This is a genomic window from Pseudarthrobacter kochi, from assembly GCF_055412805.1.
Genome location: NZ_JBVAYV010000008.1, coordinates 72,526 through 98,330 on the forward strand (window position 1 = coordinate 72,526; position 25,805 = coordinate 98,330).

At 68.0% G+C, this 25,805-nt stretch carries 25 protein-coding genes, 1 pseudogene and 1 riboswitch; of the genes and pseudogenes, 13 read left to right on the top strand and 13 right to left on the bottom strand.

What is annotated here, in order from left to right; all coding sequences use genetic code 11:
* Nucleotides 1–237, bottom strand: coding sequence for a sulfur carrier protein ThiS (gene thiS / locus ACZY0Y_RS06495; protein ID WP_463881790.1), 237 nt, complete (start codon nucleotides 235–237; stop codon nucleotides 1–3).
* The gene (locus tag ACZY0Y_RS06500; RefSeq protein ID WP_463957148.1) at nucleotides 234–1,646 is read right to left on the bottom strand and encodes an FAD-dependent oxidoreductase; all 1,413 of its coding nucleotides are present in this window, start codon (nucleotides 1,644–1,646) and stop codon (nucleotides 234–236) included. The genes thiS and ACZY0Y_RS06500 overlap by 4 nt, the downstream gene beginning before the upstream one ends.
* A riboswitch (TPP riboswitch) is annotated at nucleotides 1,640–1,774 on the bottom strand. It overlaps the preceding gene by 7 nt.
* A gap of 26 nt (nucleotides 1,775–1,800) precedes the next feature.
* On the opposite strand from ACZY0Y_RS06500, the gene thiE reads away from it, so the two are divergent.
* The gene (gene thiE, locus ACZY0Y_RS06505) at nucleotides 1,801–2,559 is read left to right on the top strand and encodes a thiamine phosphate synthase (protein ID WP_463957149.1); all 759 of its coding nucleotides are present in this window, start codon (nucleotides 1,801–1,803) and stop codon (nucleotides 2,557–2,559) included.
* Here thiE and ACZY0Y_RS06510 read toward each other — a convergent pair.
* Entirely contained in the window at nucleotides 2,524–3,195 is a 672-nt protein-coding gene (locus ACZY0Y_RS06510; protein ID WP_463957150.1) for a ferritin-like fold-containing protein, read from the bottom strand. The genes thiE and ACZY0Y_RS06510 overlap by 36 nt on opposite strands.
* A 41-nt stretch (nucleotides 3,196–3,236) precedes the next feature.
* Here ACZY0Y_RS06510 and ACZY0Y_RS06515 point away from each other — a divergent pair, with 41 nt between their 5' ends.
* The 3 genes from ACZY0Y_RS06515 (at nucleotide 3,237) to ACZY0Y_RS06525 (ending at nucleotide 7,745) form a co-directional block, all read left to right on the top strand.
* The gene (locus ACZY0Y_RS06515; RefSeq protein WP_463881801.1) at nucleotides 3,237–4,772 is read left to right on the top strand and encodes an RNB domain-containing ribonuclease; all 1,536 of its coding nucleotides are present in this window, start codon (nucleotides 3,237–3,239) and stop codon (nucleotides 4,770–4,772) included.
* Between the two features lie 310 nt (nucleotides 4,773–5,082).
* The gene (locus tag ACZY0Y_RS06520; RefSeq protein WP_463957151.1) at nucleotides 5,083–6,864 is read left to right on the top strand and encodes a DEAD/DEAH box helicase; all 1,782 of its coding nucleotides are present in this window, start codon (nucleotides 5,083–5,085) and stop codon (nucleotides 6,862–6,864) included.
* A gap of 8 nt (nucleotides 6,865–6,872) precedes the next feature.
* Nucleotides 6,873–7,745: a DNA-methyltransferase gene (locus ACZY0Y_RS06525; protein WP_463957152.1), complete on the top strand. Its 873-nt coding sequence runs from the start codon at nucleotides 6,873–6,875 to the stop codon at nucleotides 7,743–7,745.
* Between the two features lie 31 nt (nucleotides 7,746–7,776).
* Here ACZY0Y_RS06525 and ACZY0Y_RS06530 read toward each other — a convergent pair whose 3' ends face one another.
* On the bottom strand, nucleotides 7,777–8,622 hold the full coding sequence (locus ACZY0Y_RS06530; RefSeq protein WP_463881809.1) for a PHP domain-containing protein: 846 nt from the start codon (nucleotides 8,620–8,622) through the stop codon (nucleotides 7,777–7,779).
* A 92-nt stretch (nucleotides 8,623–8,714) separates the two neighbouring features.
* Between ACZY0Y_RS06530 and ACZY0Y_RS06535 the strand changes: the two genes are divergently transcribed.
* Complete coding sequence (locus ACZY0Y_RS06535; protein WP_463881811.1) at nucleotides 8,715–10,298, top strand: aminopeptidase P family protein; 1,584 nt, start codon at nucleotides 8,715–8,717, stop codon at nucleotides 10,296–10,298.
* Between the two features lie 109 nt (nucleotides 10,299–10,407).
* Here ACZY0Y_RS06535 and ACZY0Y_RS06540 read toward each other — a convergent pair whose 3' ends face one another.
* Nucleotides 10,408–11,322 carry a YflT domain-containing protein gene (locus ACZY0Y_RS06540; RefSeq protein WP_463957153.1) on the bottom strand — a complete coding sequence of 305 codons (915 nt, stop codon included), beginning with the start codon at nucleotides 11,320–11,322 and terminating at the stop codon, nucleotides 10,408–10,410.
* A 77-nt stretch (nucleotides 11,323–11,399) separates the two neighbouring features.
* Between ACZY0Y_RS06540 and ACZY0Y_RS06545 the strand changes: the two genes are divergently transcribed.
* Genes ACZY0Y_RS06545 through ACZY0Y_RS06555 form a run of 3 tightly spaced genes read left to right on the top strand, consistent with a single transcriptional unit; the run spans nucleotide 11,400 to nucleotide 14,618 of the window.
* Nucleotides 11,400–12,683 carry a magnesium transporter MgtE N-terminal domain-containing protein gene (locus ACZY0Y_RS06545; RefSeq protein WP_463957154.1) on the top strand — a complete coding sequence of 428 codons (1,284 nt, stop codon included), beginning with the start codon at nucleotides 11,400–11,402 and terminating at the stop codon, nucleotides 12,681–12,683.
* Nucleotides 12,676–13,440 carry a DUF1003 domain-containing protein gene (locus tag ACZY0Y_RS06550; protein WP_463957155.1) on the top strand — a complete coding sequence of 255 codons (765 nt, stop codon included), beginning with the start codon at nucleotides 12,676–12,678 and terminating at the stop codon, nucleotides 13,438–13,440. Before ACZY0Y_RS06545 ends, ACZY0Y_RS06550 begins: the two co-directional genes overlap by 8 nt.
* Before the next feature lie 11 nt (nucleotides 13,441–13,451).
* The gene (locus ACZY0Y_RS06555; RefSeq protein ID WP_463881819.1) at nucleotides 13,452–14,618 is read left to right on the top strand and encodes an Mrp/NBP35 family ATP-binding protein; all 1,167 of its coding nucleotides are present in this window, start codon (nucleotides 13,452–13,454) and stop codon (nucleotides 14,616–14,618) included.
* Here the strand turns inward: ACZY0Y_RS06555 and ACZY0Y_RS06560 are convergent.
* The 3 genes from ACZY0Y_RS06560 to sigE form a co-directional block, all read right to left on the bottom strand.
* Nucleotides 14,615–15,010, bottom strand: a complete 396-nt coding sequence (locus ACZY0Y_RS06560) for a twin-arginine translocase TatA/TatE family subunit (protein ID WP_463957156.1) — start codon at nucleotides 15,008–15,010, stop codon at nucleotides 14,615–14,617. The genes ACZY0Y_RS06555 and ACZY0Y_RS06560 overlap by 4 nt on opposite strands.
* A 164-nt stretch (nucleotides 15,011–15,174) precedes the next feature.
* The gene (locus ACZY0Y_RS06565) at nucleotides 15,175–16,176 is read right to left on the bottom strand and encodes a hypothetical protein (protein WP_463881824.1); all 1,002 of its coding nucleotides are present in this window, start codon (nucleotides 16,174–16,176) and stop codon (nucleotides 15,175–15,177) included.
* 137 nt (nucleotides 16,177–16,313) lie between these two features.
* Nucleotides 16,314–16,949, bottom strand: a complete 636-nt coding sequence (gene sigE / locus ACZY0Y_RS06570; RefSeq protein WP_160664545.1) for an RNA polymerase sigma factor SigE — start codon at nucleotides 16,947–16,949, stop codon at nucleotides 16,314–16,316.
* Between the two features lie 316 nt (nucleotides 16,950–17,265).
* Here sigE and ACZY0Y_RS06575 point away from each other — a divergent pair, with 316 nt between their 5' ends.
* Complete coding sequence (locus ACZY0Y_RS06575; protein ID WP_024365481.1) at nucleotides 17,266–17,898, top strand: O-methyltransferase; 633 nt, start codon at nucleotides 17,266–17,268, stop codon at nucleotides 17,896–17,898.
* A gap of 103 nt (nucleotides 17,899–18,001) precedes the next feature.
* Here ACZY0Y_RS06575 and ACZY0Y_RS06580 read toward each other — a convergent pair whose 3' ends face one another.
* The 4 genes from ACZY0Y_RS06580 to ACZY0Y_RS06595 all read right to left on the bottom strand — a co-directional run bounded on the left by ACZY0Y_RS06580 (nucleotide 18,002) and on the right by ACZY0Y_RS06595 (nucleotide 20,813).
* On the bottom strand, nucleotides 18,002–18,169 hold the full coding sequence (locus ACZY0Y_RS06580) for a DUF3117 domain-containing protein (RefSeq protein WP_160664543.1): 168 nt from the start codon (nucleotides 18,167–18,169) through the stop codon (nucleotides 18,002–18,004).
* 232 nt (nucleotides 18,170–18,401) lie between these two features.
* On the bottom strand, nucleotides 18,402–19,589 hold the full coding sequence (locus ACZY0Y_RS06585; RefSeq protein ID WP_463957180.1) for a putative hexosyltransferase: 1,188 nt from the start codon (nucleotides 19,587–19,589) through the stop codon (nucleotides 18,402–18,404).
* Nucleotides 19,590–19,672: 83 nt separating this feature from the next.
* The gene (locus tag ACZY0Y_RS06590) at nucleotides 19,673–20,035 is read right to left on the bottom strand and encodes a DivIVA domain-containing protein (protein WP_463881830.1); all 363 of its coding nucleotides are present in this window, start codon (nucleotides 20,033–20,035) and stop codon (nucleotides 19,673–19,675) included.
* 43 nt (nucleotides 20,036–20,078) lie between these two features.
* Nucleotides 20,079–20,813, bottom strand: a complete 735-nt coding sequence (locus ACZY0Y_RS06595) for an LOG family protein (protein WP_463881941.1) — start codon at nucleotides 20,811–20,813, stop codon at nucleotides 20,079–20,081.
* A gap of 376 nt (nucleotides 20,814–21,189) precedes the next feature.
* Between ACZY0Y_RS06595 and ACZY0Y_RS06600 the strand changes: the two genes are divergently transcribed.
* The 4 genes and pseudogenes from ACZY0Y_RS06600 (at nucleotide 21,190) to ACZY0Y_RS06615 (ending at nucleotide 24,410) form a co-directional block, all read left to right on the top strand.
* On the top strand, nucleotides 21,190–21,945 hold the full coding sequence (locus ACZY0Y_RS06600; RefSeq protein WP_463881833.1) for an amino acid ABC transporter ATP-binding protein: 756 nt from the start codon (nucleotides 21,190–21,192) through the stop codon (nucleotides 21,943–21,945).
* 61 nt (nucleotides 21,946–22,006) lie between these two features.
* A pseudogene (locus ACZY0Y_RS06605) lies at nucleotides 22,007–22,885 on the top strand (glutamate ABC transporter substrate-binding protein); the annotation flags it as partial.
* Between the two features lie 44 nt (nucleotides 22,886–22,929).
* A complete protein-coding gene (locus ACZY0Y_RS06610; protein ID WP_463957158.1) occupies nucleotides 22,930–23,580 on the top strand; it encodes an amino acid ABC transporter permease in 651 nt (216 codons plus the stop codon).
* Nucleotides 23,577–24,410, top strand: a complete 834-nt coding sequence (locus ACZY0Y_RS06615; RefSeq protein ID WP_160664533.1) for an amino acid ABC transporter permease — start codon at nucleotides 23,577–23,579, stop codon at nucleotides 24,408–24,410. The genes ACZY0Y_RS06610 and ACZY0Y_RS06615 overlap by 4 nt, the downstream gene beginning before the upstream one ends.
* Before the next feature lie 139 nt (nucleotides 24,411–24,549).
* Here the strand turns inward: ACZY0Y_RS06615 and dapE are convergent, their stop codons facing one another.
* The gene (gene dapE, locus ACZY0Y_RS06620; RefSeq protein WP_463881839.1) at nucleotides 24,550–25,698 is read right to left on the bottom strand and encodes a succinyl-diaminopimelate desuccinylase; all 1,149 of its coding nucleotides are present in this window, start codon (nucleotides 25,696–25,698) and stop codon (nucleotides 24,550–24,552) included.
* Between the last annotated feature and the right edge of the window lie 107 nt (nucleotides 25,699–25,805).

Here is a 25,805-nt window from a genome sequence, read left to right on the forward strand (position 1 = left end):
TCATCCTCCCTGTACCGCCGTTACCAGCTCGATGTCGTCGCCGTCGGCGAGCGCGGTGCCGTGCCATTGGCTGCGCGGGACCACCTCGGCGTTGCGGGCGACGGCGACGCCGAGTTTGCCGCCGTCCGCAGACCGGCCGTTGGGGGCCAGGGTCCGGCCGGTGACCTGGCTGACGAGGGTGCTGACCGAGGCGCCGTCGGGGAGCGAGTGCCCGGTTCCGTTCAGGGTGATGTTCATACCGCTTCCTTGTTGCGCTCAGGGTTGGTGTTCCGGGTGTTGGTGTTCCGGGGGAATGTGGTGTGCGGGGCGTCGGCAGCAGGTCCGGCGGACTGTGTGCCGGTGCTGAATCTGTCCGGCCGGAAGTGGGCCCAGCGGGGATCCGCGACGCCGTCCAGCAGTCCGCGGCAGATCTCTGCGGCGGCGGGCGTGAGCAGGATTCCGTGCCGGAAGAAGCCGGTGGCGATGACCAGGCCCGCGATGTCTGCCGAACTTCCCGGTTCCGCCACCCGGCCCAGCAGCGGCGCGTTGTCCGGGGTCCCCGGCCGGGCCCGGGCGGTGGCCTCGAGCAATTCCAGTTCGGCGACGGAGGGGACCAGCTGCTGCGCATCGCGCAGCAGCTGGTAGACGCCGCCGGCGGACACAGCGGCACCGGCCGGCGTGCCGGCTGTCGGGGCAGCCGGCGCGGCAGCGTCCCGGAGGTCTTCACCGAGGGCGTCCTCCCGCTGGGTGGCGCCGATCACCACCGTGCCGTCCTGCCGGGGGACGATGTAGACGGGCACCCCGCGCACCAGTCCGCGCACCGTGGAGGTGAGCAGCGGCCGCAGTTTCTCCGGCACCCGGAGCCGGAGGATGTCACCGTGGACCGGCCGCAGCGGCAGCCGGAGCCCCGCCGGCAGTCCCTCAAGCGCGGCGGCTCCGAGGCCGTTGGCCACAATGGTTTCAGTGGCCCGGACAGAACCGCCGCCGGCGAGGCTGGCGCCAGCCACCCGCCCGTCCTCCCAGAGCAGCCCGGCAGCGCGCCGGGCGATGGTGTCGCAGCGGCCGTCCGCGGCCAGCAGTTCCCCGATCCGGGCGAGCAGACGGCGGGGGTCCACCTGGTGGTCGGCGGGAATGTCGAAGGCGCAGGAAATACCCGGGCTCAGCAGGGGTTCACGGATGCGCGCCGCACGGACGGTCAGCGGTTCGACGGCGAGGCCGGCAGCCTGCTGGACGGTGCGCAGGTCCGCGAGCGCCCGGCGGTCGGCGGCGTCGGCACCCACGGCGACGGTCGGCGTCGTGAGGTATCCCGTCCCGGAGCCGCCGTCTCGCGGGTCTTCCGCGGCCGCACCGTCCAGTCCGGCGGCGAAGGCCGGCCAGAGCCGGGAGGATTCAAGCATGAGTTCCAGGAGGGCTTCCTCCTGGTAGTGGAGTTCACTCACCGGGGCAAGCATGCCCGCGGCGGCCCAGCTGGCGCCGCTTCCGGGGGCGTCGTCAATCAGGGCCACCGAACGGCCCGAGCGCCGCGCCGCCCAGGCGATTCCGTGGCCGACAACGCCGCCGCCAATCACGGCAACGTCGTAACATTTGGGGCTTTTGGTGTTAACCGCGGCGGCCGCGGCCGCCGCATCGGTGACTGGGGCCGTGGCTGGGACGAGTCTGCTGCCCATAAAAGGTTCCTTCCCTACGCCGGTACTAACCGGATCAGGTCAAGCGGTCGGCTCTGACGCCCTCTCAGCCTGCCGGTGCCGGACGCCAGGGGCGTGGACGGCCGCGGCAGGCTCCCGCGGTATTGGCCCAGTTTAGAGGAACTAGGCTGGAAGCATGAGCCAGGATGCCGTCCACACCACCGCCCGCCTTTACCTTTGCACCGACGCCCGCCGGGACCGCGGCGACTTTGCGGACTTCGTGGACGCTGCATTTGCCGGCGGCGTGGACATCATCCAGCTGCGCGACAAGTCGCTGGAGGCTGCCGAGGAGCTGGAACTGCTGGAGGTCCTGCACCAGGCAGCCCACCGCCACGGCCGGCTGTGGGCTGTCAACGACCGGGCGGACCTCGCCTCGCTGTCCGGGGCTCCGGTGTTCCACATCGGGCAAAAGGACATCCCCCTCGGGGCGGCCCGGGACTTCCTCGGCAAGGACACCGTGATCGGTTTGTCCACCCACAGCCCGGAGCAGGTGGACGCAGCCATTACCGCAGCCCCTGGCCGCAACGGCCTGGACTACTTTTGCGTCGGGCCGGTGTGGGCCACCCCCACGAAGCCGGGGCGAGCCGCCGTCGGACTCGACCTGGTGCGGTACGCGGCGGACGCGATCCGCCGGGCAGCACATAGCGCCGGGGGCAAGGCCGGCGGCAAGGTCGCGGGCGTGGTGCCCTGGTTCGCGATCGGCGGCATCGACCTTGGAAATGTGGAGCAGGTGGTGGAGGCGGGCGCACACAGGATCGTGGTGGTCCGCGCCATCACCGAGGCCGACGATCCCGCGGACGCCGCCCGGGCCCTGCTCGCCGCACTCGACGCCGCGGACAGCTGCGTCCGGACCGACCGCTCAGCCGGCCAGGCCGAGCTGCGTCAGCCGGCGTGAGTGGTTCGCCGCCAGTTCCCGCATCAGCTCGCGGACAAGTTCCTTCGACTGCTCCTCGTCCGCGCCGATCAGTCCGCCCACGAAGGCATGTTCGAAACTCACGCGCCGGGCCTGGGTCAGGGCCTCGCCGAGCAGCCGCCTCGCCCACAACGCCAGCCGCGATGCCAGCCGCGGGTCGTCGGCCAGGGCCGTCCTGAGCCGGTCCCGCAGCACGGCGGTGGCCTCCCCGTCGGCCTGGATCTGCTCCACCAGGGCACGGGTCGAGGCGTCGACGTAGCGGGAAATGGCGCGGTAGAAATCGGCGGAGACGGTGTCGATCACATACGCCTTCATGAGGGATTCGTACCAGTCCGCGGGACGCGTGCGTTCGTGGAAGTGGTCCACGGACGGCTGGAACGGAACCATGGCAGCTTCCGGGTCAAGGCCCATGGCGTCAAGTTTGGCGCTCACGAGTTCGTAGTGCTGGAACTCGATCACGGCGATCCGGGCCAGCACCGCACGGTCGTGCAGGGTGGGTGAATACCGGGCATCGGAGGAGAGCCGTTCGAAGGCGGAAAGCTCACCGTAGGCCATCACGCCGAGCAGATCCCTCAAGAAGGTGTTGTAACGGGCGGGATCGGCCGGGGATGTGGTCATGATCCAAGACTAATGGCGCAATTGAAGCTAATCTGATTTTCGTGTCCCATCATCGCTTGACCCCGAATGTCAACCAGCAGAAGAACCAACTTGCCCAGGCCCTCAACGCGCTGCGCACCACGCTGGAACTGCCGGGCCCGTTCCCCGAGGACGCCCTGCGGGAGGCCAAGGAGGCCGTCGCCGGGCACGAACTGCCGGAGCTGGATTTCACCCACATTGAGTTTGTGACCATCGATCCCGCGTCCTCCACCGACCTGGACCAGGCCCTCTTCATCGACCGTTCCGGCGCGGGCTATAAGGTCTTTTACGCGATCGCCGACGTCCCGTCCTTTGTCGCCCCCGGCGGGGCGCTCGACGCCGAAACCCGCCGCCGCGGCCAGACCTACTACACCCCGGACGGCCGGATTCCGCTGCATCCGGAAGTCATCAGCGAGGAAGCCGGAAGCCTCCTGGCCGGGCAGCGGTGTGCCGCGTTTGTGTGGGAATTCGAGCTCGACGACGCCGCCGAGGTGTCCGCGGTGCTGGTCCGCCGCGCCACCGTCCGGAGCCGGGCGAAGCTCAGTTACCAGGGGGTGCAGGCCGAGCTCGACGCGGGCACGGCCGCTCCTGTGCTGCAGCTGCTCAGGGAAGTCGGGATGAAGCGGGTGGAGCTGGAACGGCTCCGCGGCGGCGCGAGCCTGAATATGCCGGAACAGGAAATCGAGCAGCTGCCCGACGGCGGCTACCGGATTGTCGCTGCCCCGCCGCTGCCCGTGGAGGACTGGAACGCCCAGATTTCGCTGATGACCGGGATGGCCGCCGCGGGGATCATGCTGGAGGGCAAGGTCGGCATCCTGCGCACCATGCCGGCGCCGGATGAAGCCTCGCTGGCGCATTTCCACCGCCAGACCCGCGCCCTAGGCAAGCCCTGGGACGGCGAAATGAGTTATGGCGAATACCTGCGCACCCTTGATCCCATGGACCCGCAGCAGCTGGCGATCGTGCATTCGGCCGGCATGCTGTTCCGTGGCGCAGGCTACACACCCTTCGACGGAACTGTGCCCGGGGCCGCCATCCAGGCAGCCATCGGTGCCGCCTACGCCCACTCCACAGCCCCGCTGCGCCGCCTGGTCGACCGCTTTGTCCTGGTCATCTGCGAGGCTCTCAGCAACGGCACGGCTGTCCCTGCCTGGGCCCGCGAGGCCCTGCCGTCCCTGCCCTCGATCATGGCAGGCTCCGACCAGCTGGCCGCCAGGCTGGAGCGGCTCTCTCTCGACACCGTCGAGGCGGCACTGCTGGTCAACCACGTCGGCCAGGAGTTCGACGCCGTCGTGATCTCCGGTTCCAAGCCGGCCCGTAATGGGAAGACCGGCAACGGGAAAAGTGCGAATGGCAACACCGGCAACGGAACGAACGGAAACGGAGGCGCCGGCACCAAACCGGGCAACGGAAGCGTTCCCTCCGGGATCGTGCAGATCGCCGAGCCTGCGGTGACTGCCCGGTGCCCCGGTGAACTGGAACCCGGCGCCCAGGTGCGGGTCCGGATTGTGTCCGCCGACATCACCACCCGCGAGGTCCGGCTGGAGCTGGTGGGCTGAGCACGCGGCGGTGGTTCCGCGCGCATCTTTTCTGACTCAGCGCGGTCCGTCGAGGTTCCGGGCCGCGTACAGCTAGACTGGAAGGGTAGATATGGATGCCCGGTCGTTGATTTCCATGATTTTCGAATTCAACAAGCCCGCCCCTACGCGATCTTGAGACAGAACCGCTGGTCCCCAGTGCCAGCATTTGATAGCCCGCGATCGGCTTCCACTGGAATTGCCTGCGCGCCTGAGCGTGCTCCGGAACGGCCACCCGGCCGGCCCCGTTGAGCAAGCAGCGCAGCCCAAAATGAATAAGGAAACTCCCCTAGTGAGTGAATTGCACACGCACCAGCTTCTGACCGACGAATCCGGAACGGAAACGATCGAGCCGGAAGAGACCATCATCTCGGACGAGAAGCCGCACGAGATCGCCGAGAAGACCTTCGCCGACTTCAACGTCCGCGCCGACATCGTGGAATCGCTGGCCGACGCCGGTATCACGCACCCCTTCCCGATCCAGGCCATGACCCTGCCGGTCGCCCTCAGCGGCCACGACATCATCGGCCAGGCCAAGACCGGCACCGGCAAGACCCTCGGCTTCGGCATCCCGGCGCTCCAGCGCGTCGTCGGACCGGACGACGCGGGCTATGACCAGCTCCCGGCCCCGGGCGCCCCGCAGGCCCTCGTGATCGTACCGACGCGCGAACTCGCCGTCCAGGTTGCCGGCGACCTGCAGAACGCCGCCCGCAAGCGCAACGCCCGCATCACCACGATCTACGGCGGCCGCGCTTACGAGCCGCAGGTTGAGTCGCTGCAGAAGGGCGTCGAGATTGTTGTCGGCACCCCCGGCCGCCTCATCGACCTCTACAAGCAGAAGCACCTCGTCCTGAAGAACGTCAAGATGGTCATCCTTGACGAGGCCGACGAAATGCTGGACCTCGGCTTCCTCCCGGACGTCGAAACCCTCATCGCGGGCACCCCCGCCGTCCGCCAGACGCTGCTGTTCTCGGCCACCATGCCCGGCCCGGTCGTGGCCATGGCCCGCCGCTACATGACCAAGCCGACCCACATCCGCGCCGCCGACCCGGACGACGAGGGCCTGACCAAGCGCGACATCCGCCAGCTGATCTACCGTGCCCACAGCATGGACAAGATCGAGGTTGTCGCCCGCATCCTGCAGGCCCGCGGCCGCGGCCGCACCATCATCTTCACCAAGACCAAGCGCACCGCCGCCAAGGTGGCCGAGGAACTCGTGGACCGCGGCTTCGCCGCCGCCGCCATCCACGGCGACCTTGGCCAGGGCGCCCGCGAGCAGGCGCTCCGCGCCTTCCGCAACAACAAGGTGGATGTCCTCGTCGCCACCGACGTCGCCGCCCGCGGCATTGACGTTGACGACGTCACGCACGTCATCAACTACCAGTGCGTTGAAGACGAGAAGATCTACCTGCACCGGGTGGGCCGCACGGGCCGCGCCGGCAACAAGGGCACGGCCGTGACCTTCGTCGACTGGGACGACATGCCCCGCTGGGGCCTGATCAACAAGGCCCTGGGCCTGAGCGTCCCCGAGCCCGTGGAAACCTACTCCTCCTCCCCGCACCTCTTCGAGGAACTCGACATCCCCGAAGGCACCAAGGGCCGGCTGCCCCGCGACAAGCGTGTGCTGGCCGGCGTCGACGCCGAAGTCCTTGAGGACCTGGGCGAGACCGGCAAGAAGAACACCCGCCCCAGCGGACGGGACGGCGGCAGCACAGGCGGCCGCGACAATGCCCGCAGCGGTGGCCGGGACAGTGGTGGACGGGACAGTGGCAGCACCGGGGGCCGCGGCACCGGCGGCCGCGACGGCAGCCACGATTCCCGCCGCAGCGGCGGAGCCGGCACCGGCGGCGGCAAAGACAGCGCACGCTCGGGTGAGCGCCGTCGTCGTCCCGCCGAGGCTGAAGCTACCACCGGCCCCGCGGCCGAGGCTCCGGCCAAGGCCGCCGCCAGCGCGCCCACCGAGGTCGACCGCGCCACCCGCGCACGCCGCCGCACCCGCACCCGCCGCCGCAACGGCGAAGTGGTGGCCGGCGAGGCACAGTCCGGGGCCCCGGCCAGCAACACCGAGGCCTAAACCCCCTCATGGCTGACACCGTCTGGGCGCCGGACGGCAGCAACCTGGTGGTACACGCGGACAACGCGGCGTACCTCCCGACGCTGCCGGACGGCGCCTTCACACTCATTTACGTGGACCCGCCGTTCAACACCGGCCGGGTCCAGAAGCGCCAGGAAACCAGGATGGTGCTCAATGCCGGCGGTGAGGGCGACCGGGTCGGCTTCAAAGGACGCTCCTATGACACGATCAAGGGCGCGCTGCATAAGTACGACGACGCGTTCAGCGACTACTGGACCTTCCTGGAGCCGCGGCTCGTCGAGGCATGGCGGCTGCTTGCCGATGACGGCACCCTGTACCTGCACCTGGACTACCGCGAGGTGCATTACGCGAAGGTCATGCTCGACGCCATCTTCGGCCGCGAGTGCTTCCTGAACGAGATCATCTGGGCGTATGACTATGGCGCCCGCGCCAAGTACCGCTGGCCCACCAAGCACGACAACATCCTCGTGTACGTCAAGAACCCGACGAAGTACCACTTCGACAGCGCCGAAGTGGACCGGGAACCGTACATGGCGCCGGGACTCGTGACTCCGGCCAAACGCGAGCTTGGCAAGCTGCCCACCGACGTCTGGTGGCACACGATCGTCTCACCCACGGGCAAGGAGAAGACCGGCTACCCGACGCAGAAGCCCGAGGGGCTCATCCGCCGTGTGGTGGCCGCGTCCAGCCGCCCCGGCGACTGGTGCCTGGACTTCTTCGCGGGTTCCGGGACCCTGGGCGCCGTCGCCGCGAAGCTTGACCGGAAGTTCGTCTGCGTGGACCAGAACGAGCCGGCCATCGACGTCATGGCCAAACGGCTCGCCCCGCACGCCAGTTTCAGCGTTTTCCCGGGCACCTGACACGCATTCCCAGCTGTCTGGCAGCAGGGGGTCAGCGCACCACGGACGTTCCGGTTCCCAGTTCCTCGATCCGGGCAAAGACCTCCGGTGCCGTGAGGTTCTCGCCCAGGCGGTTCGGTTTCCCGGCCCCGTGGTAGTCGGAGGACCCGGTGACCAGCAGCCCGTGCCGGTCCGCGAGTTTGCGCAGGAACGCCCTGCCCTCCTCGGGATTGTCCCGGTGGTAGATTTCCAGCCCGGCCAGCCCGGCGTCGATCATTTCCCGGTAGACGCGCTCCCCCACGATCCGGCCGCGGGCGGATGCCACCGGGTGGGCGAACACCGGGACCCCGCCTGCGTCACGGACCAGTTCGACGGCGTACGCCGGGTCCGGCGCGTAGTGCTGCACAAAGTAGCGTGAATGCGAGGTCAGGATTGATTCGAAGGCCTCGGTGCGGTCCGCGACCACACCCGCGGCGACGAGGGCGTCGGCGATGTGGGGGCGGCCCAGGGTGGCGCCCGGCGCGACATGGTGGATGACATCGTCCCAGCTCAGCGGGTAGTCCTCGGCGAGCAGGCTGACCATCCGCTCGGCCCGGGTGAAACGGGCGTCCTTCGCCTTGGTGATTTCCTCCAGCAGGCCGGCGTGCCCCGGGTCGTGCAGGTAGCAGAGGAGGTGGACGCTGATGCCCTCCGTCGTCCGGCAGGAAATCTCCATGCCCGGGACCAGCGCAACACCGTGTTCCCGGGCCGCCGCGCCGGCCTCGGCCCAGCCGTCCGTGGAGTCATGGTCGGTCAGGGCGACGACGTCGAGCCCCGCCTCCGCGGCCGAGGCCATCACCGCAGCGGGCGCTTGGGTGCCGTCGGAAACATTCGAGTGGGCATGCAGGTCAATCCTCACTCCACCAGCCTAGTAGATCGCTGCCGCGGCGCCCCGGACAGCCGCCGCCGGCCTGTTGGCCTAAGCCGCTTCGCTGGTGAGACTATGGGACGGTGAAAGATGCAGATAACACCCAAGTCTCCGCTTCCCAGCCCCTCGACGAGCGCGTCAACAACCGCTCCCAGCGGCCCAGCTCCGACGCCTTCAAGGCATTTATGGCCAGCAACTGGGCCCCGGCCCCCGAGCAGCTCCCGGAACGCGACGCCGTCGCCAGCCACGCAGCCGCCCGCCGCCGCGCCATTTCCGGGCAGTTCAAAGGCGAACGCCTGGTCATCCCCGCCGGCCCGCTGAAGGTCCGCTCGAACGACTGCGATTACCGCTTCCGCCCCCACTCCGGCTTCGCGCACCTCACCGGCCTGGGCCTGGACCACGAGCCCGACGCCGTGCTCATCCTGGAACCCGTAGAGGCAGGCAAGGGCGACGACGGCGGCAACCACCACGCGACGCTGTACTTCCGTCCGCTGGCCGGCCGCGACACCGAGCAGTTCTACGCCGACTCCCGCTCCGGCGAATTCTGGATCGGCGCCCGCCCCACTCTGGCTGAGTTCAAGGCCCGCCTCGGCCTGGACACCGCAGACATCAGCGAGCTCGAACTCGGCATCACCAAGAACGTGGGCGCCCCCGAAATCGGCGGGATCTCCATCCGGCTGGTGCGCAAGGTGGACGAGAACATCGACGCCCTCGTGGACACCGCCCGCTACAACACCGCCAAGGACCCGGACAACCTGGACCTCGGGATCCTCGATGCCCTCGACGAGAAGCTCACGGAGGCCCTCTCCGAACTGCGCCTGCTCAAGGACGAGTGGGAAGTCGAGCAGATGAAGACCGCCGTCGCCGCCACCGTGCAGGGCTTCACCGAGGTGGTCAAGTCACTGCCGCGGGCACTGACCCACCAGCGCGGCGAGCGCGTCGTCGAAGGCGCGTTCTTCGCCCGGGCCAGGGAGGAAGGCAACGAGCTCGGCTACGACACCATCGCGGCCTCCGGTAACAACGCCACCGTGCTGCACTGGACCCGGAACACCGGCAAGGTCACCGCCGGGGAACTGCTGCTCCTCGACGCCGGGGTCGAGGCGGACTCGCTCTACACCGCGGACATCACGCGCACTCTGCCGGCCAACGGCACGTTTTCCGACATCCAGCGCAAGGTCTACGAGGCCGTGCTGGACGCCGCCGACGCCGGTTTCGCCGCCGCGCAGCCCGGCACCAAATTCCGCGACATCCACACGGCCGCAACCACCGTACTGGCGGAACGGCTGGCCGACTGGGGCCTGCTGCCGGTCTCCGTCGAGGAAGCCATCAGCGCGGAGGGCCAGCAGCACCGCCGCTGGATGCCGCACGGCACCAGCCACCACCTCGGCCTCGACGTGCACGACTGTGCCCAGGCCAAGCGCGAACTGTACCTCGATGGTGTCCTCACCCCGGGCATGGTCTTCACGATCGAACCCGGGCTGTACTTCAAAGACGAGGACCTCGCCATTCCGGCGGAGTACCGCGGAATCGGCGTCCGCATCGAGGACGACATCCTCATGACCGCCGACGGTCCGGTCAACCTCAGCGCGGCCCTGCCCCGCAAGGCCGACGACGTCGAGTCCTGGATGGCGGGCATCTACCAGGAAGCGGAAGGCCAGACGGCGTAGGTCCCCACCGGCCGGCTGACGCGCGACTGCAAGAAGAAGCTGGCACGGCGAAGCGGACACGGAAAAGGCCTCCGCCCGGATCATTTCCGGGTGGAGGCCTTCTGCGTTGCTAGTGCTGCGGTCCGTCCTGGCCGGGTTCCTGCTTGGGCGCATCGGTGACGCGGACCCCGTACTGTGGGCGGCCGTCCGGCAGGTCCGGATAGGCGAACCCGGCAGGCTTCGTGGGCTCTTCCGGGGCCGGCTCAACCTCAGCGGGCCCCCGGTGGTCTGCCTGCTGGGCGGGCTCTGCCTGCTGGCCTGCGGCCGGCTGGTGGCCGGGCTGCTGGTAGCCGGGCTGCTGCGCTTCGGGGGGCTGTCCGCCGGGTTGCTGCCCGGCCTCGGGGTTCCTCTGGCCGTACGGGTCGCTCCAGCCTGCGGGACGCTGCGGCGCGTGGCCCTCCTGGCCCGGCTGGTACGGCTGGTGCTGGTAGTCGCGCTGGGTGAAGCCGGCCGTTCCGGCGGACGCGGTGGCGTCATGCTGTGTCATCGGAAGCTGGTGCAGCAGCCGCCGCGCTTCGTTCGCCGCTTCAAAGGAAACGACGACGTCGTAGTTGGTCGCCACCACCTGGCTGGTGGAGGTGAAGTCGCGCTTGCCGCGCTGCATGGCATAGGTGACGATGCCGAACAGCATAAAGAACGCCGCGCCCATGAGCACCGACGTCATGATCGAGAAGGCGCCGTCGGTCGTGGAGAAGAACGAGAGCATGATGCCGACGAACAGGCCGAACCACATGCCACTCAGAGCGCCCGACAGGGCCACCCGGGGGTAGGTCAGCCTGCCGGTGACCCGCTCGACCATCTTCAGGTCGTTGCCGACGATCGAGACCATCTGCACCGGAAACTGCTGGTCCGCGAGGTAGTCCACCGCCTTCTGGGCATCCAGGTAGGAGTTGTAGGAACCAACGGTGTCGCCCTTGGGGACACTGCGGGCCTCGTCCGGGCCGTTGGGGGCGCCAGCCCTGGGAGCACCAAAAATGTTTGACATACGACCATTCTTACCTATCCGGCTGGGCACCGGCTGTAAATTCAGCTAAAAGAGAGCGGACTCGGTAGCCTGTAGTGGTGAGCACAAATCTATCGCGGGTGTTTGTTGCGCGCCTCCTCGGACTCGACGTCTTTGACCCACTGGGCGACCGTCTCGGCAGGCTGCGCGACGTCGTCGTGCTCTCCCGCGGCACACGGGGCGCCCCGCACGTGGTGGGCATCGTCGTCGAGGTCCCCGGGAAGAAGCGGGTTTTTGTCCCGATGACCCGGATCACCTCGATCGACCAGACCCAGATCATCTGCACCGGGCTGGTGAACCTGCGCCGTTTCGAACAGCGCGGCGCCGAAACCCTCGTGGTCGCCGAGATGTTCGACCGGCGCGTGACACTCGCCGACGGCAGCGGGGATGCCACCATCGAGGACATCGCGATGGACAGGCACCGCTCCGGCGACTGGTTTGTCAGCAAGCTCTTTGTCCGCCGCGGCCATTCCCTCTCCCCGCTGAGCAGGCTGCGCCGCAACGAGACCATGATCATTGACTGGGCCGACGCGCAGCCGGACGCGCGCACCGAGCCCCAGGCCGCCACCCAGTTCGTCGCGACCCACGAGGACCTCAATCCTGCGGACTTCGCCGAAGCCCTGCACGAGATGAGTGACAAGCGCCGCTTCGAGGTCGCGAGCGAGCTGCAGGACGAACGCCTCGCCGACGTCCTGCAGGAGATGCCCGAAGACGACCAGGTGGAGATCCTCTCCGCCCTCGACGTGAACCGTGCCGCGGACGTGCTGGAGGAAATGGACCCGGACGACGCCGCCGACCTCCTCGCTGAACTGCCCAGCGCCCAGGCGGAGGAACTGCTCCAGCTGATGGAACCCGAAGGCGCCGACGACGTCCGCCGGCTGCTCGAATACGACGAGGACACCGCAGGCGGCCTGATGACCCCGGTCCCGGTCATCCTGCCCCCGGAAGCCACCGTCGCCGAAGCCCTGGCCCATGTCCGCCGCGAAGAGCTCTCCCCCGCCCTGGCGTCGTCGATCTTCATTGCCCGGCCGCCGCTGGAGACACCCACGGGCCGGTTCCTCGGCGTCGTCCACATCCAGCAGCTGCTGCGCTACCCGCCGCCCGAACCGCTGGGCAACCTGGTGGACAAGACCCTGGAACCGGTGTCGGACCTGGCCCACATCAGCGAGGTGGCCCGCACGCTGGCGACCTACAACCTCAACTCGCTCCCCGTCGTCAACAGCGACGGTCGGCTTGTGGGGGCGGTGACTGTTGACGATGTGCTGGACCATCTGCTGCCCGATGACTGGCGCGCCCACGAGGACGATGTCCCGATAAGGAAGCTTGGAGGCCGCATTGGCTGATAACAGCACACCACGGAACCCCCAGGCCCGCCCGGGCAGCAACCCGGACAAAGGCGGCCTCGACACACCCCTAAGCGGCCGCCAGCGGATCCTGCCGAAGTTCTCACCCAACCCGGACGCCTTCGGCCAGACCACGGAGGGCTTTGCCCGCTTTATGGGCACGCCGCAGTTCCTGGTCTACATGACGGTGTTTGTCGTCCTCTGGCTGGCCTGGAACACCTTCGCCCCGTTGGAGTGGCAGTTCGACTCCCGGGCCCTCGGCTACACCCTGCTGACCCTGATGCTCTCGCTGCAGGCCTCCTACGCCGCGCCGCTGCTGCTCCTTGCCCAGAACCGGCAGGACGACCGAGACAGGGTCTCCCTCCAGCAGGACCGCCAGCGCGCCGAACGCAACCTCTCCGACACCGAATACCTGACCCGGGAACTCGCCTCGCTGCGGATCGCCCTGCGGGAAGTCGCCACCCGCGACTACGTCCGGGCCGAACTGCGCAGCCTGCTCGAGGACATGCTGGAGGCCCAGGAGGAAGCGCGCACCCATGATCCTTCCACCGGCGTCCTCGAGACGCCGCGGGACAAGGGCAAGGACAAGCTGAAGGACCGCCGCGACAAGCAGCGCAGCCCCCGGACCCAGCAAACGCCCCGGGTCAAGTCCGACAGCAGCCCCAAACCCGCCAAGAAGGCCGCACCGGACACGCTGCAGGGCGCCGAAACGGACAACGCCGGCACCCCGGCGCTCCCCGCCTCCCCCGAGAACTGAGCAGTCACCGCATGAACCCCAGCCACGACAGCACCACCCGGGGCGACTTGCCGGCCTCCCCGCTGGAGGGGGCAGTGCAGGCCGCGCTTGCCACCGTGATCGATCCCGAGCTCCGCCGCCCCATCACCGAGCTGGGGATGGTGGACGCAGTGGAGGTCTCCGACGGCGGACGGGTGCGGATCGCCGTACTCCTGACCATCGCCGGCTGCCCGCTGCGCGGAACCATCACCGCCGACTGCGAGGCTGCCCTGTCCGCGGTGCCCGGCGTGACCGGCGTCGAGGTCGAACTGAAAGTCATGACGCAGGAGCAGCGCGACGCCCTCAAGGAACAGCTCCGCGGCGCCGGCGGTCAGCGCGGGATCCCGTTCAACGACCCCGGCTCGCTGACCAAGGTGTACGCCGTCGCGAGCGGCAAGGGCGGCGTCGGCAAGTCCTCCGTGACGGTGAACCTCGCCTGCGCGCTGGCCGCCCAGGGGCTGCGCGTGGGGATTGTGGACGCCGACGTCTACGGCTTCTCCGTCCCGGCGCTGATGGGTATCACGCAGTCCCCCACCCGGGTGGATGACATGATCCTGCCGCCAGTGGCCTACGGGGTCAAAGTCATCTCGATCGGTATGTTCGTCACCGGCAACCAGCCGGTCGCCTGGCGCGGGCCCATGCTGCACCGTGCCCTGGAGCAGTTCCTCACCGACGTCTACTTCGGCGATCTCGACGCGCTGTTCCTGGACCTTCCGCCCGGTACCGGCGACATCGCCATCTCCGTGGCCCAGCTGCTGCCGAAAGCCCAGATCCTCGTCGTGACCACGCCCCAGGCGGCTGCCGCGGATGTGGCCGAGCGGGCCGGTGCCATCGCGGTCCAGACCGGCCAGGGCGTCGCCGGCGTCGTGGAGAACATGTCCTACCTGGAGATGCCCGACGGCGGCCGGATGGAGCTGTTCGGCAGCGGCGGCGGCGCTGTGCTGGCCGAACGGTTGTCCGCCACGGTGGGCACCGACATTCCGCTGCTGGGGCAGATCCCCCTCGACATCCTGCTCCGGGAGGGCGGCGACGCCGGGGTCCCCCTGGTGCTGGGCCGTCCCGACACCCCGGCGGCCGCAGCGCTGCTGGAGATCGCAGGGAGGCTCGCCGGCGTCCCGCGCGGGCTCAGCGGAAAATCCCTGGGCCTGCAGCCCCGTTAGGTAGCTTCTGAATCGAAGGGCGCAGGCTCGCCGTCCGGGAGGCGTTCGACCGCCCGGGCAGGCCGCCGTTCCGCGGCCGCCGTAGCAGCCGCCACGGTGGCTACCGCGGCCGGGGCGCCGGCGCTGACAGGCTTGGTGTCATCGTCCAGCAGTGCTTCCTTGATGATCCGGCGAGGATCGTACTGCCGTGGATCGTACTTCTTCCAGTCGACGTCATCGATGTCGATGCCGACTTCTTCCTTGATCTGTTCCCGGGCCCCCGACGCCATCCGGCGGACTTCCTTGACGATGTTGGCAAGTTTCTGGGTGTATTCGGGCAGCCTACTGGGACCAATCACCAGAAGGCCGATGATCAGCAGGAGTATGAACTCTGGTCCGTTGATTCCAAGCACTGTAGGAAGATTACCCTCTCAATCGGAGATGGGACGATTCGGCCGGGACACACGGGACGCACGACGCGGACACCCGGGCCGGTGCCACCGCCGAGGTGAGATTTCGCGCCCGTTGCGGAGCATCCCATGGGCGCGAAATCTCACCTCGGGCCGGCATCGGCCGGTCACGGGGCCAGCAGCTCCAAAATCCTGCCCAGGCCGCGCTCCATCCGGACGGTGAAACCGGACCCGGAGCCGGAGCCCGCCCCGTCCCCGGTGACCGCCGCTGGGCCCTCGGCGGGCCCCTCCGGTGCGGTTCCCAGCTCAGCGGCCGTCCCCGGTGCCGCCGCGGTGCGGGACCGGACCAGGGCGGCCACGCCGTCGTCGGCCTGTTCCGCCGGCTGGTCCGACATGTAGGTCAAGGTGGTTTCGCCCGCCTGATAGATGGCAGCGAAGGGCGCGGCGTGATTGACCCACAGGATCCCGGGGCCGGCCCCGGCCTCCGGTGCGGCGTTTCCCGCCGGCACCGTTGCGGGGGTGAAGCCGTCCGACGCCGCCGGGCGGCCGGTAAGGAGATTAAGCGGCGGGCCGGCCAGCGGACCGCCTCCCGGGACGCCTGGCTGCCCCGGCGCGCCGCTGTGCTGACCGGGGACACCGTGCTGTTCGAGGATGGTGACAAACTGCCGCCCGTCGGTGAGACGCAGTTCCAGGATGTCGTCGCCGTTCATCACCCGGCTCCTGGCCCAGACCAGGTGGTAGCCGAGTTCACGGAGCTCGGGGCAGGCCCATCCCTCGGAGCGCAGCGCCGTGAGCTGCGCCCGAGTAAGTGTTCCCGCCGGGGTGAAGTCCGGTTCGCCGGTGAGGCTCCAGCCGGCGGGCGCCCCCGCTCCGGCCTCGACGGCATCCGCCCCTGGGTCAGCCCCGGCGGCCGAGAGGTCCCGCTGCAGAAGTGCTGACGCCGGCGCTTCGCCGGCCGCCGGGACGGGGTCACCGCCCATCAGGTAGGCCGATCCGCCGAGGAGGGCCACGGCGGCTGCCGCGCCGCCGGCCACGACAATGGTTGCCCGCAGCGCCGGACCGAATCCGCGGGCCGCCACCGGCTGGGGGGTGGCCGGCTGCTCCGTGCGCGCAAGTTCCTCGGTGCGTGCCAGCAGGCGTGCGGTCAGGTCATCACTGGCCAGGGGCACTTCAGCGCCTCGAAGCCGCTCCAGGTACTGGCGCTCCCGGCGTTGCTGGAGCTGGCATTCCGCACACGAATCCAAGTGCCGGTTACGCCGCTGGTGGGGGCCGCGGAGCAGTCGTTGCAGCAGACGCATCGCCTGGTTCAGAGGAGACCGGCGATACGCGGCATCTTCAGCCGCGGCTTCAGCGACGCCTTGGCAGACTGCGGCGGACGGGGGTCACGGTGTGCGAGTTTGTCCCGCAGCATGGTCCGGCCGCGGTGGATCCTGGAGCGGACAGTCCCGAGCTTGATGCCCAGGGCGACGGCGACCTCGTCGTAGGACAGCCCTTCAAGGTCGCAGAGGACGACGGCGGCGCGGAAATCGGGGGGAAGTTCCTCCAAGGCGGCCTGCACATCGATGTCAAGGTTGTTGAACTCGAAGCTCTGTTCCGGCCCCGGCTCGCGTCCGGGCAAGCGGGATTCGGCGTCATCGGCCAGTGCGTCGAAGCGGATCCGGCTCTTGCGCCGCGCCTGGTCCAGGAAGAGGTTCGTGGTGATCCGGTGCAGCCATCCGTCCAGGGTGCCCGGCTTGAAGTTCTCCAGCGAGCGGAAGACACGCACAAAGACTTCCTGGGTGAGGTCCTCGGCGTCATACTTGTTGCCGGTAAGGCGGTACGCGAGGCGGTACACCTTCGCGGAGTGGTTGGTCACCACTTCCTCCCAGGTGGGCCGGACCCATTCGGCTTCCGCCGCGGGCCGGGACTCTTCAGTTGCAGGGACAGCTGCCACTACCGACATTGTCCGCTCCCCTCGTGGATGGTGCTTACGCCGTGGACGGTGCTTGCGGCTGCAAGCTCCTGCATCCTTGATTCGGAGCCGATCACCACGCGGATGAGCGGATAACCATCATTTCAAAACAAACTGGGAATTTCCTGACGCCGGCGCCCCTTCCGCCCACGGCTGAAAGCAGCGGCCGGCACCGTCGCGTCACGGGCCGGACCAGCGGCTGCGGGTAAGCACTGTGACCGCCACAGCGGGGGCGCCTCCCTGCCGGGTCCCACCTGACACAGTACGCTGGAGTGAACAATCCCCTGCCGCCCAGAAAGCGAATTCCATGAGCGCCGATAAGTCCACGAGCTGGTCCTACGCAGAAGATCTGCCTGCCGAGGATGAGGTCATGCTGCACGCGCGCGAACGGTCCTTCGAGCTGGGCGTCACCCCGGTCGGCCCCGGCGTCGGGGCGGTCCTGACTGTCCTGGCCGCCGCGTCAAAGGCCCAGACGGCGGTCGAAATCGGCACCGGCGCGGGCGTCTCCGGCGTCTGCATCCTGCGCGGACTGGGTCCGCACGCGGTGCTGACCACTATCGACGTCGACGTCGAGCACCTCAAAGCCGCCCGGGAGGCGTTCCAGGAGGCCGGGAGCCCGGCCAACCGGACGCGGACCATTTCCGGCCGGGCCCGCGACGTCCTCCCCCGGCTGACGGACAGCGCCTACGACCTTGTCTTCATCGACGCGGACAAGCCGAACTACCCCGGCTATGTGGAACAGGCCATCCGGCTGCTCAAGTCCGGCGGCCTGCTGATCGTCAACGATGCGCTGGACAAGGACCGCGTCGCCAACCCGGCCGCGCGTGAGGCCACCACCGTGGTCCTCCGCCAGGTGGGCAAGTCCATCCGGGAAGACGACCGCCTCGCGTCGGCCATGCTGCCCACCGGCGACGGCCTGCTGGTCGCCGTCAAGAAGTAGCAGTCAAGAAATAGCAGGCGACAGGTAGCCGCCATCCGGTGGCGGGCAATTCCGCCGTTCACACGACAGCGGGCGGGGTCCGCTGTAAGAAAATTCAGTGAAGCTATTCGGTAACGCCGACGAGGCATTCCTTCAAGTTGGCAGCTTCGGCGGAGTTGAGTTCGACCACGAGCCGTCCGCCGCCCTCGAGCGGCACACGCATGATCAAGCTTCGTCCTTCTTTGGTAACTTCCATCGGGCCGTCGCCGGTGCGTGGTTTCATAGCCGCCATAAGGAATATCCCCTCCATTAGTCCAGTGACATACCAGCCCGGCCGGGCTGCGTCCGCTTAGTCAATCAAGCTGCCCGGCGGCCGTGATGGGTGCCATCAGGGCCATGTACTCAGTTTGCTTCTTGTCCTTGCTTACCAACTATTATCGCGTAACAACGCGGCTGTAGCTAATCGTTGGACTTTCCGACGCGCCGCGCCGCGCGGCGCCGGCAGCCGCTAAAGGTGCCGCACGTCACGGCGGATAGTCCCCTCCGCCGGGCAGCGGGGCCCAGGCCCAGAGCCACACTATCCAGACAATCTGCAGCAGCACGAACATGATGACCACGCTGCCGCGGTAGGCGCGGGACCGGGAGACGAGGGCCGCGCTGAGGGCCAGCGGGAAGAGCGGCAGCAGCATCCGGAACGTGCTCGTCTGGGGGTGCAGGAAAATCAGCAGGTAGCCCATGTAGCAGGCACACCACAGCCGCAGTTCCGTGCCCAGTGCCCGCACGGGGCGGCACATCATGGCCGCGGCGAACAGCGCAACGAAAACGAAAGGCGCCAGCACCCCCAGGACCGGGCCGAAGAGCAGGATGCCGGTGTCGAACCAGGGTTTGAACGGTACCAGGTCATGGCCGCGCCAGACAGTTTCAGTCTTGGTGTAGGCCTGGATGTCGCCGGTGACGGCCCAGGCGATCGCGGGCCACAGGAGGGCGCCGATGCCGCTGACCGCCGTCAGGCCGGCGAGCGACCACAGCTGCGGCACGCTGTGCGGCGTGTCCCGGGACCGCCCGGCTTCCGCCGCCGAGTAGTGCTGCCATACCCGGTGGAGGAACAGCAGGCCGATCATTGCTGCGAACGGCACGCCGGTGGGCCGGGACAGGCACATCAGCACGACGGCGGGCATGGCCCACAGGTAACGGCGTTCCATCACCAGCAGCAGGGCCGTGGCCAGCAAGAGCAGGTTCAGCGACTCGGCGTAGGGGACCTGGAGCACCGCCGAGACCGGAAAGGTGGACACGAACACCGTTCCCCAGAGCGCGGTGCGGTGTGATGCCCTGAGCCGGAAGAGTTTGTAGATGACCAGGGCCGCGCCCAGACCGCTCACCATGGCGATCATTGTCAGCGCGGACGCCGGAGATATTCCCGTCAGCCCGGCGGCCACCCGGCCCAGCATGGGAAAGAGTGCGTAGAAGGCCCAGGCATTCTCCTGGACGTTTCCGGCGCCGTCGGTCGGGAGGACGGCCGGGTAGCCGTTCTGGAGGGCCTCGCCGTACCACCGGGCATCCCAGATGTTGACGAAGGACCAGTAGTCCGGTTTGGCGGGAAACCAGGGGTTGACGCCCTGATGGAGGGCGGCGGCCATGAAGATCCAAGCGCTGACGAGCCGGGCGGCGACGTAGAGTCCGCCGACCTGGACCCACCATGGCCATCGCGCCACCAGGGCGCCGGCCGCGGCGCCGAACTCCGTGCCGGCGCGGCTGTACCCCTGATCCGGCGCCGGGGCCTTGGGCGGTTCACTGCTCACGGAGCCTGCTCCGGTTCCTGCCGGAGGCGCGCCAGTTCGGCCGCAAGGTCCGCGATCCTTCCGTCCCTGGCGGCGAGCTGTTCCCGCAATTCGTCCAGCACCTGGTCCACCTGGTCCATCCGGTACCCCCGCAAGCCCACAGCGAAACGGAGGCGGTCGACGTCGGACGGTTCCACCTCAGCCGGCAGCAGCACCGGCGGCAGGTTGGCTACCGGCTGGTCGAAGCCGTCATCCAGAGCCCGCAGGGCGCCGTCATCCGTTGCCCGGCGTCCGCGGAAGACTTTCGACGCCCTGCCGGTGCCAAGGAGGAAAGCGGCGCCGGCCAGCGCGATCGCAAGGAAGACCAGGAAGAAACTCACTCCCCCATCGTGCCAGACGACGGCGGGTCCGATGTGTTGCCTGTCAGCCGCGCGTCCCGCCCGGACTTCCGGTGCCGGACCCGTTCGCGGACCCGCTGCCGTTGGGGTTCCGGTGCCGGGCGGCGCCTTCCACCACGAGCTCCACCGCGAGCGCCGGATCGTCCACTACCTGCAGCAGGTCCAGGTCCTCCTCCGACATCATTCCCTCGGACACCAGGGTGGTCCGAATCCATTCGATCATCGGGCTCCAGAACGCTGTCCCGATCAGGACAATCGGGAAGGAGGTCACCTTCCGGGTCTGGACGAGGACCATCGCTTCGAACAGTTCGTCAAGGGTTCCGAGGCCGCCCGGCAGGACGATGAACCCCTGGGCGTACTTCACGAACATGGTCTTGCGGGCGAAGAAATACCTGAAGTTGATGCCCAGGTCCACCCACTGGTTCATCCCCTGCTCGAAGGGCAACTCGATGCCGAGTCCCACGGACACCCCGTTGCCCTGCACGGCGCCCTTGTTGGCTGCCTCCATCGAGCCAGGCCCGCCGCCGGTGATCACTGCCAGCCCGGCTTCGGCCAGTTGGCGCCCCACCTCGACCGCGAGCTCGTAGTTCAGGCTGCCGGGCAGGGTCCGGGCCGAGCCGAAAACGCTGACCGCCGGCCCGAGGTCGGCCAGTGCGCCGAACCCTTCCACGAACTCACTCTGGATCCTCAGGACGCGCCACGGGTCGGTGTGGACGAACTGGCCGGGTCCCTTCGTATCCAGCAGGGTGCGGTCCGACATCGTGACTTTGGCGGCCTTGCGCCGCAACTCCAGCGGACCTTTGTGCCGGATCCCCGCCGGCGGCGGTGTATCGCGGGATCCGGCGGCTGTCTTACCGGCGGTCGCTCCTGCTGTCTTACCGGCTGTTGTTCCTGCGGCCGGCTCTCCGTGGTGCTGCGGATCGGTACTCATGCCCACAGGTTAGCGCGGATGCCCGCCCGCACCCGTCCGGCACGGCACGGACGTGGTGTCGTCCATGGCAGATCCCCCGGGCCGCCCCGCAGGTTACCGGAGGTTGCCTCAGCCAGCCTGACCTGCAGGTATCTCTTGAATCACGATCTGTAGGAAGTCGGAGTGATTGCGGTCATAAGCCGCGGATGTTCGCTAGATTCTTCTTATGACTACTCAAGTGCCCGGCGATGCCCTCGTCTCCCTGAATGCCGTCAACAAGCATTACGGCCAGTTGCACGTCCTGAAGGACATCAACTTGAATGTCCGCAAGGGCGAGGTTGTTGTTGTCATCGGACCGTCGGGTTCCGGCAAGTCAACGCTGTGCCGTGCCATCAACCGCCTCGAGACAATCGACGACGGCGTCATCAAGATCGACGGCAAGGAACTGCCGGAGGAGGGCAAGGAACTCGCCAAGCTGCGGGCCGACGTCGGCATGGTCTTCCAGTCGTTCAACCTGTTCGCCCACAAGACGATTCTTGAGAATGTCACGCTCGGGCCCATCAAGGTCAAGGGCATCTCCAAGACCGAAGCCGACAAGGACGCCATGGCCCTGCTGGAGCGCGTCGGCGTCGGACACCAGGCCCCCAAGCTGCCGGCCCAGCTCTCCGGCGGCCAGCAGCAGCGCGTCGCGATCGCACGGGCCCTGGCCATGAAGCCCAAGGTCATGCTCTTCGACGAGCCCACCTCCGCCCTGGACCCGGAAATGATCAACGAAGTCCTCGACGTCATGATCCAGCTGGCCAAGGAGGGCATGACCATGATCGTGGTCACCCACGAAATGGGCTTCGCCCGCAAGGCCGCCGACCGCGTCGTCTTTATGGCCGACGGCCAGATTGTGGAGGACGCCACCCCCGAAGAGTTCTTCACCAACCCCAAGAGCAGCCGGGCCAAGGACTTCCTTTCCAAGCTGCTGACCCACTGATCCCTGACGAGTTCGCACCCCGGCCACCGCAAGGCGGCCGACTAATGAAAGGTATGTCACCATGGCATTTTTGACCCGAAGGAAATCCCTTCTGGTAGCCGCCTCCGCAGCCCTGGCCCTGAGCCTGAGCGCCTGCGGCGGCAGCACCAGCACCACGTCCAACCCGCCCGTGGCCGAGAAGCCGAGCTTCGCTGCCGATACGACCATGGCCAAGCTTTCATCCGCCGGCAAGATCGTCATCGGCACCAAGTTCGACCAGCCGCTGTTCGGCCAGAAGGGCCTCGACGGCAAGCCGGTCGGCTTCGACGTCGAAATGGGCAAGCTGATTGCCGGCAAGCTGGGCATCCCCGCCGACAAGATCGAGTGGAAAGAAACGGTTTCCGCAAACCGTGAGCAGTTCATCAAGAACGGCGACGTCGACATCATCGTCGCCACCTACACGATTAACGACAAGCGCAAGACCGAAGTCGACTTCGCCGGCCCGTACTACGAAGCCGGCCAGGCACTCATGGTGAACAAGGACAATACGTCCATCACCAAGCCCGAAGACGTCAAGGGCAAGAACGTCTGCTCCGTGACCGGTTCCACGCCTGCCGCCACGATCGTGGAGAAGTATGGGGCAGTCCTGGTTCCGGCCGCGACCTACTCCGCCTGCCTGGAGCCGCTGCGCAACAAGCAGGTTGAAGCGATCACCACCGACAACGTCATTCTTGCCGGATTCGTGAACAAGGAGCCGGAAGCCTTCAAGCTGGCATCGGACCAGACCTTCACCAAGGAGCCCTACGGCATCGGCCTGAAGAAGGGCGATACCGTCTTCCGCAACTGGGTCAATGACCAGCTGGAAGCCTTCGCCAAGGACGGGTCCTACAAGAAGGCCTGGGAAGCCACCGCCGGCGCAGTCATCAAGACGGCGCCCGAACTTCCCGCGATCAACCGCCACTCCTGTCTCCCGCTCCACTCCCCTCAAGGCAGCCTAAGGAACTTATGGACGTCATCATTGAAAACCTTCCAGCATATTGGGACGGTTTTCTCAGAACCCTCTTCCTGTCCGTGGTCTCGGGGATCATCGCACTGATTTTCGGCACCCTGCTCGCGGCAGCCCGGGTCTCGCCCATCGCCGCCCTGCGCGGCTTCAGCATGACGTACGTGGAGATTGTCCGGAACACTCCGCTGACCATCGCGTTCTTCTTCGCTGCCGTGGTCCTGCCCCGGCTGGGGGTGACGTTCCAGCAGTTTGAAGTCGCCGCCATCATCGCCCTGAGCGCCTACACCTCGGCCTTCATCGCCGAAGCGGTCCGCTCCGGTGTCAACAGCGTCCCGGTCGGCCAGGCCGAAGCCGCGCGCAGCATCGGCATGAAGTTCAGCCAGGTCCTCAGCCTGATCATCCTGCCGCAGGCCCTGCGCACGGTGATCCCGCCCATGATCAACATCCTCATCGCCCTGGTCAAGAACTCCTCGGTCGCCGGCGCGTTCTACGTGCTGGAACTCTTCGGCTACGGCCGCCAGCTCGCGAACGCCAACGGCGACGCCGTGCTGTGGGTCCTCGTAGGCGTCGCCTTCTTCTACCTGCTGATAACCGTCCCGCTTGGCTATGTGGCCAATCTGGTTGAACGAAAGGTGGCGATCTCCCGATGAGCTCGGTCCTGTACGACGTCCCCGGCCCCAAGGCCCGCCGCGTGTCCCTGATTGGCTCCATCGTCGGTGGTGTCGCAATTGCCGGCCTGCTCTGGTGGGCCATCACCGTCCTGGCCCAGCAGGGCATCTTCGAGGCGCAACGCTGGGCCGTGTTCCAGATCCCCGACGTCTGGGTGCTGATCGGCAACGGTATCCTCGCCACCCTCTCCGCGGCGGCAGTCGCTGCCGTCATCGCCTTCCCGCTGGGCCTGGTGCTCTGCCTGATGCGGATCTCCGATGTTGCCTGGATCCGGATCCCCACCCGGATCGTGCTGGAATTCCTGCGCGGCATGCCGGTAGTCCTGATGATGTTCTTTGTCCTGCTGGTGTTCGCGACGGGCTCGTTCACCGCCGTCGTGGCGGGCCTGGTGCTGTACAACTCGGCGATTTTCGCCGAGATCATCCGCGCCGGTATCCAGTCCCTGCCGAAGGGCCAGCGTGAGGCCGGTCTCGCAATCGGCCTCACCAGCTTCGCTTCGCGGCGCAGCATCGAACTGCCCCAGGCCATCCGGCGCATGCTGCCGTCCCTCGTGGCGCAGCTCGTGGTGTTGCTGAAGGACACCTCGCTGGGCTACATCGTGTCCTACGAGGAACTGCTGCGCAAAGTGCAGATCATGGCCGACTTCCTGGGCCCGGCTTACCTGTTCCCGGTGTTCTTCGTGGCGGCTGCCATCTACATCGCCATCAACTTCTCCGTCTCCCGCCTCGCGATCTGGATCGAGAAGCGCGGCTCCAAGAAGGCCGCCGGCGGCGTGGCGCACGTGCCCGTCGCCGGGATCCCGGCCAAGTAGTCCCCCGGCCCGACGGCCTGCTCCAAGGGCGCGCCGCCCGCACACAAATGGTCCGGAACCCCGCGGGGTTCCGGACCTTTTGTGTTGCCGCTTGTTCCCGTGCCTGTTCGTGCGCGTCTTCCGGTGCAGGTCCCTGGCCCTACGCCGTGAGCCAGCTCCGCAGTGCCCGCAGGCATTCGCGGATCGCATCCGCCTCGACGTGTTCGTTGTCCTTGTGCGCCAGCAGCGCGTCGCCGGGCCCGAAGTTCACTGCCGGGATACCGAGCTCGCTGAAGCGCGCGACGTCGGTCCAGCCGTATTTCGGCTTTGGCGTGCCGCCGACGGCGGCGACAAAGGATGCGGCGGCGGGGTGGTTGAGTCCCGGCCGGGCGCCGGCGGCGGCGTCCGTGCGGACGACGTCGAATCCCTCCAGCAGCTCCTGGACATGCTGCTCTGCCTCGTCCGGGGACTTGTCCGGGGCGAACCGGTAGTTGATTTCCACGACGCACCGGTCCGGAATGACATTGCCGGCCGTCCCGCCGTTGACCTTCACGGCGTTGAGGCTCTCCCGGTAGTCCAGGCCATCCACGTTGACGGTCCGGGGCTCGTAGGCGGCCAGCCGGGCCAGGATCGGGGCGGCGGCGTGGATCGCGTTGCTGCCCATCCAGGCCCGGGCGGAATGAGCGGCTTCGCCACGGGTTGTCGCTTCGAAGCGGATCGTGCCGTTGCACCCGCCCTCCACGGTCCCGTCCGTGGGTTCCAGCAGGATCGCGAAGTCCCCGCCCAGCAGGTGGCCGTGGTTCCGGAGCAGCCGGCCGAGCCCGCTCTTGACGGCCTCGACTTCCTCATGGTCGTAGAAGACGAACGTGACGTCCTTGTCCGGCTCCGCGCCGCCGTCGAACAGTCCTGCGGCCAGCGCCAGCTGAACCGCGACGCCGCCCTTCATATCGGTGGCGCCACGGCCGTAGAGGACCCCCTCGCCGGGTGCACCCGACGGCCAGTACGACGGGACGGTCCCGAGGGAGCCATCCGTGGTCGGCAGGGGCACCGTGTCCAGGTGACCGGCCAGAATGACCCGCTCGGCGCGGCCCAGGTTGGTGCGGGCGATGATGGAATCGCCGTCGCGGACCAGTTCCAGCTGCGGGATGGAGCGGAGGGCATGCTCCACGGCGTCGGCCAGCTCCCCCTCCTCCCCGGAGACACTGTAAATGTCGATAAGCCGGGCGGTCAGCAGTGCCACGTCCTGGTGCAGGTCCAGGCGGGCAGGGGGGCGGGCGTTCGGGTGCGCGTTCAAGTCCGGGGCAGTCACCGTCCCACTTTATCCGCTGGCCGCCCCGCGGCCCTCCCATCCGACAGGTGCGGGTTACCAGGGCTGTCACGGGTTTCGGGGAGGGCGGGCGCCGTCTATAGACTTGG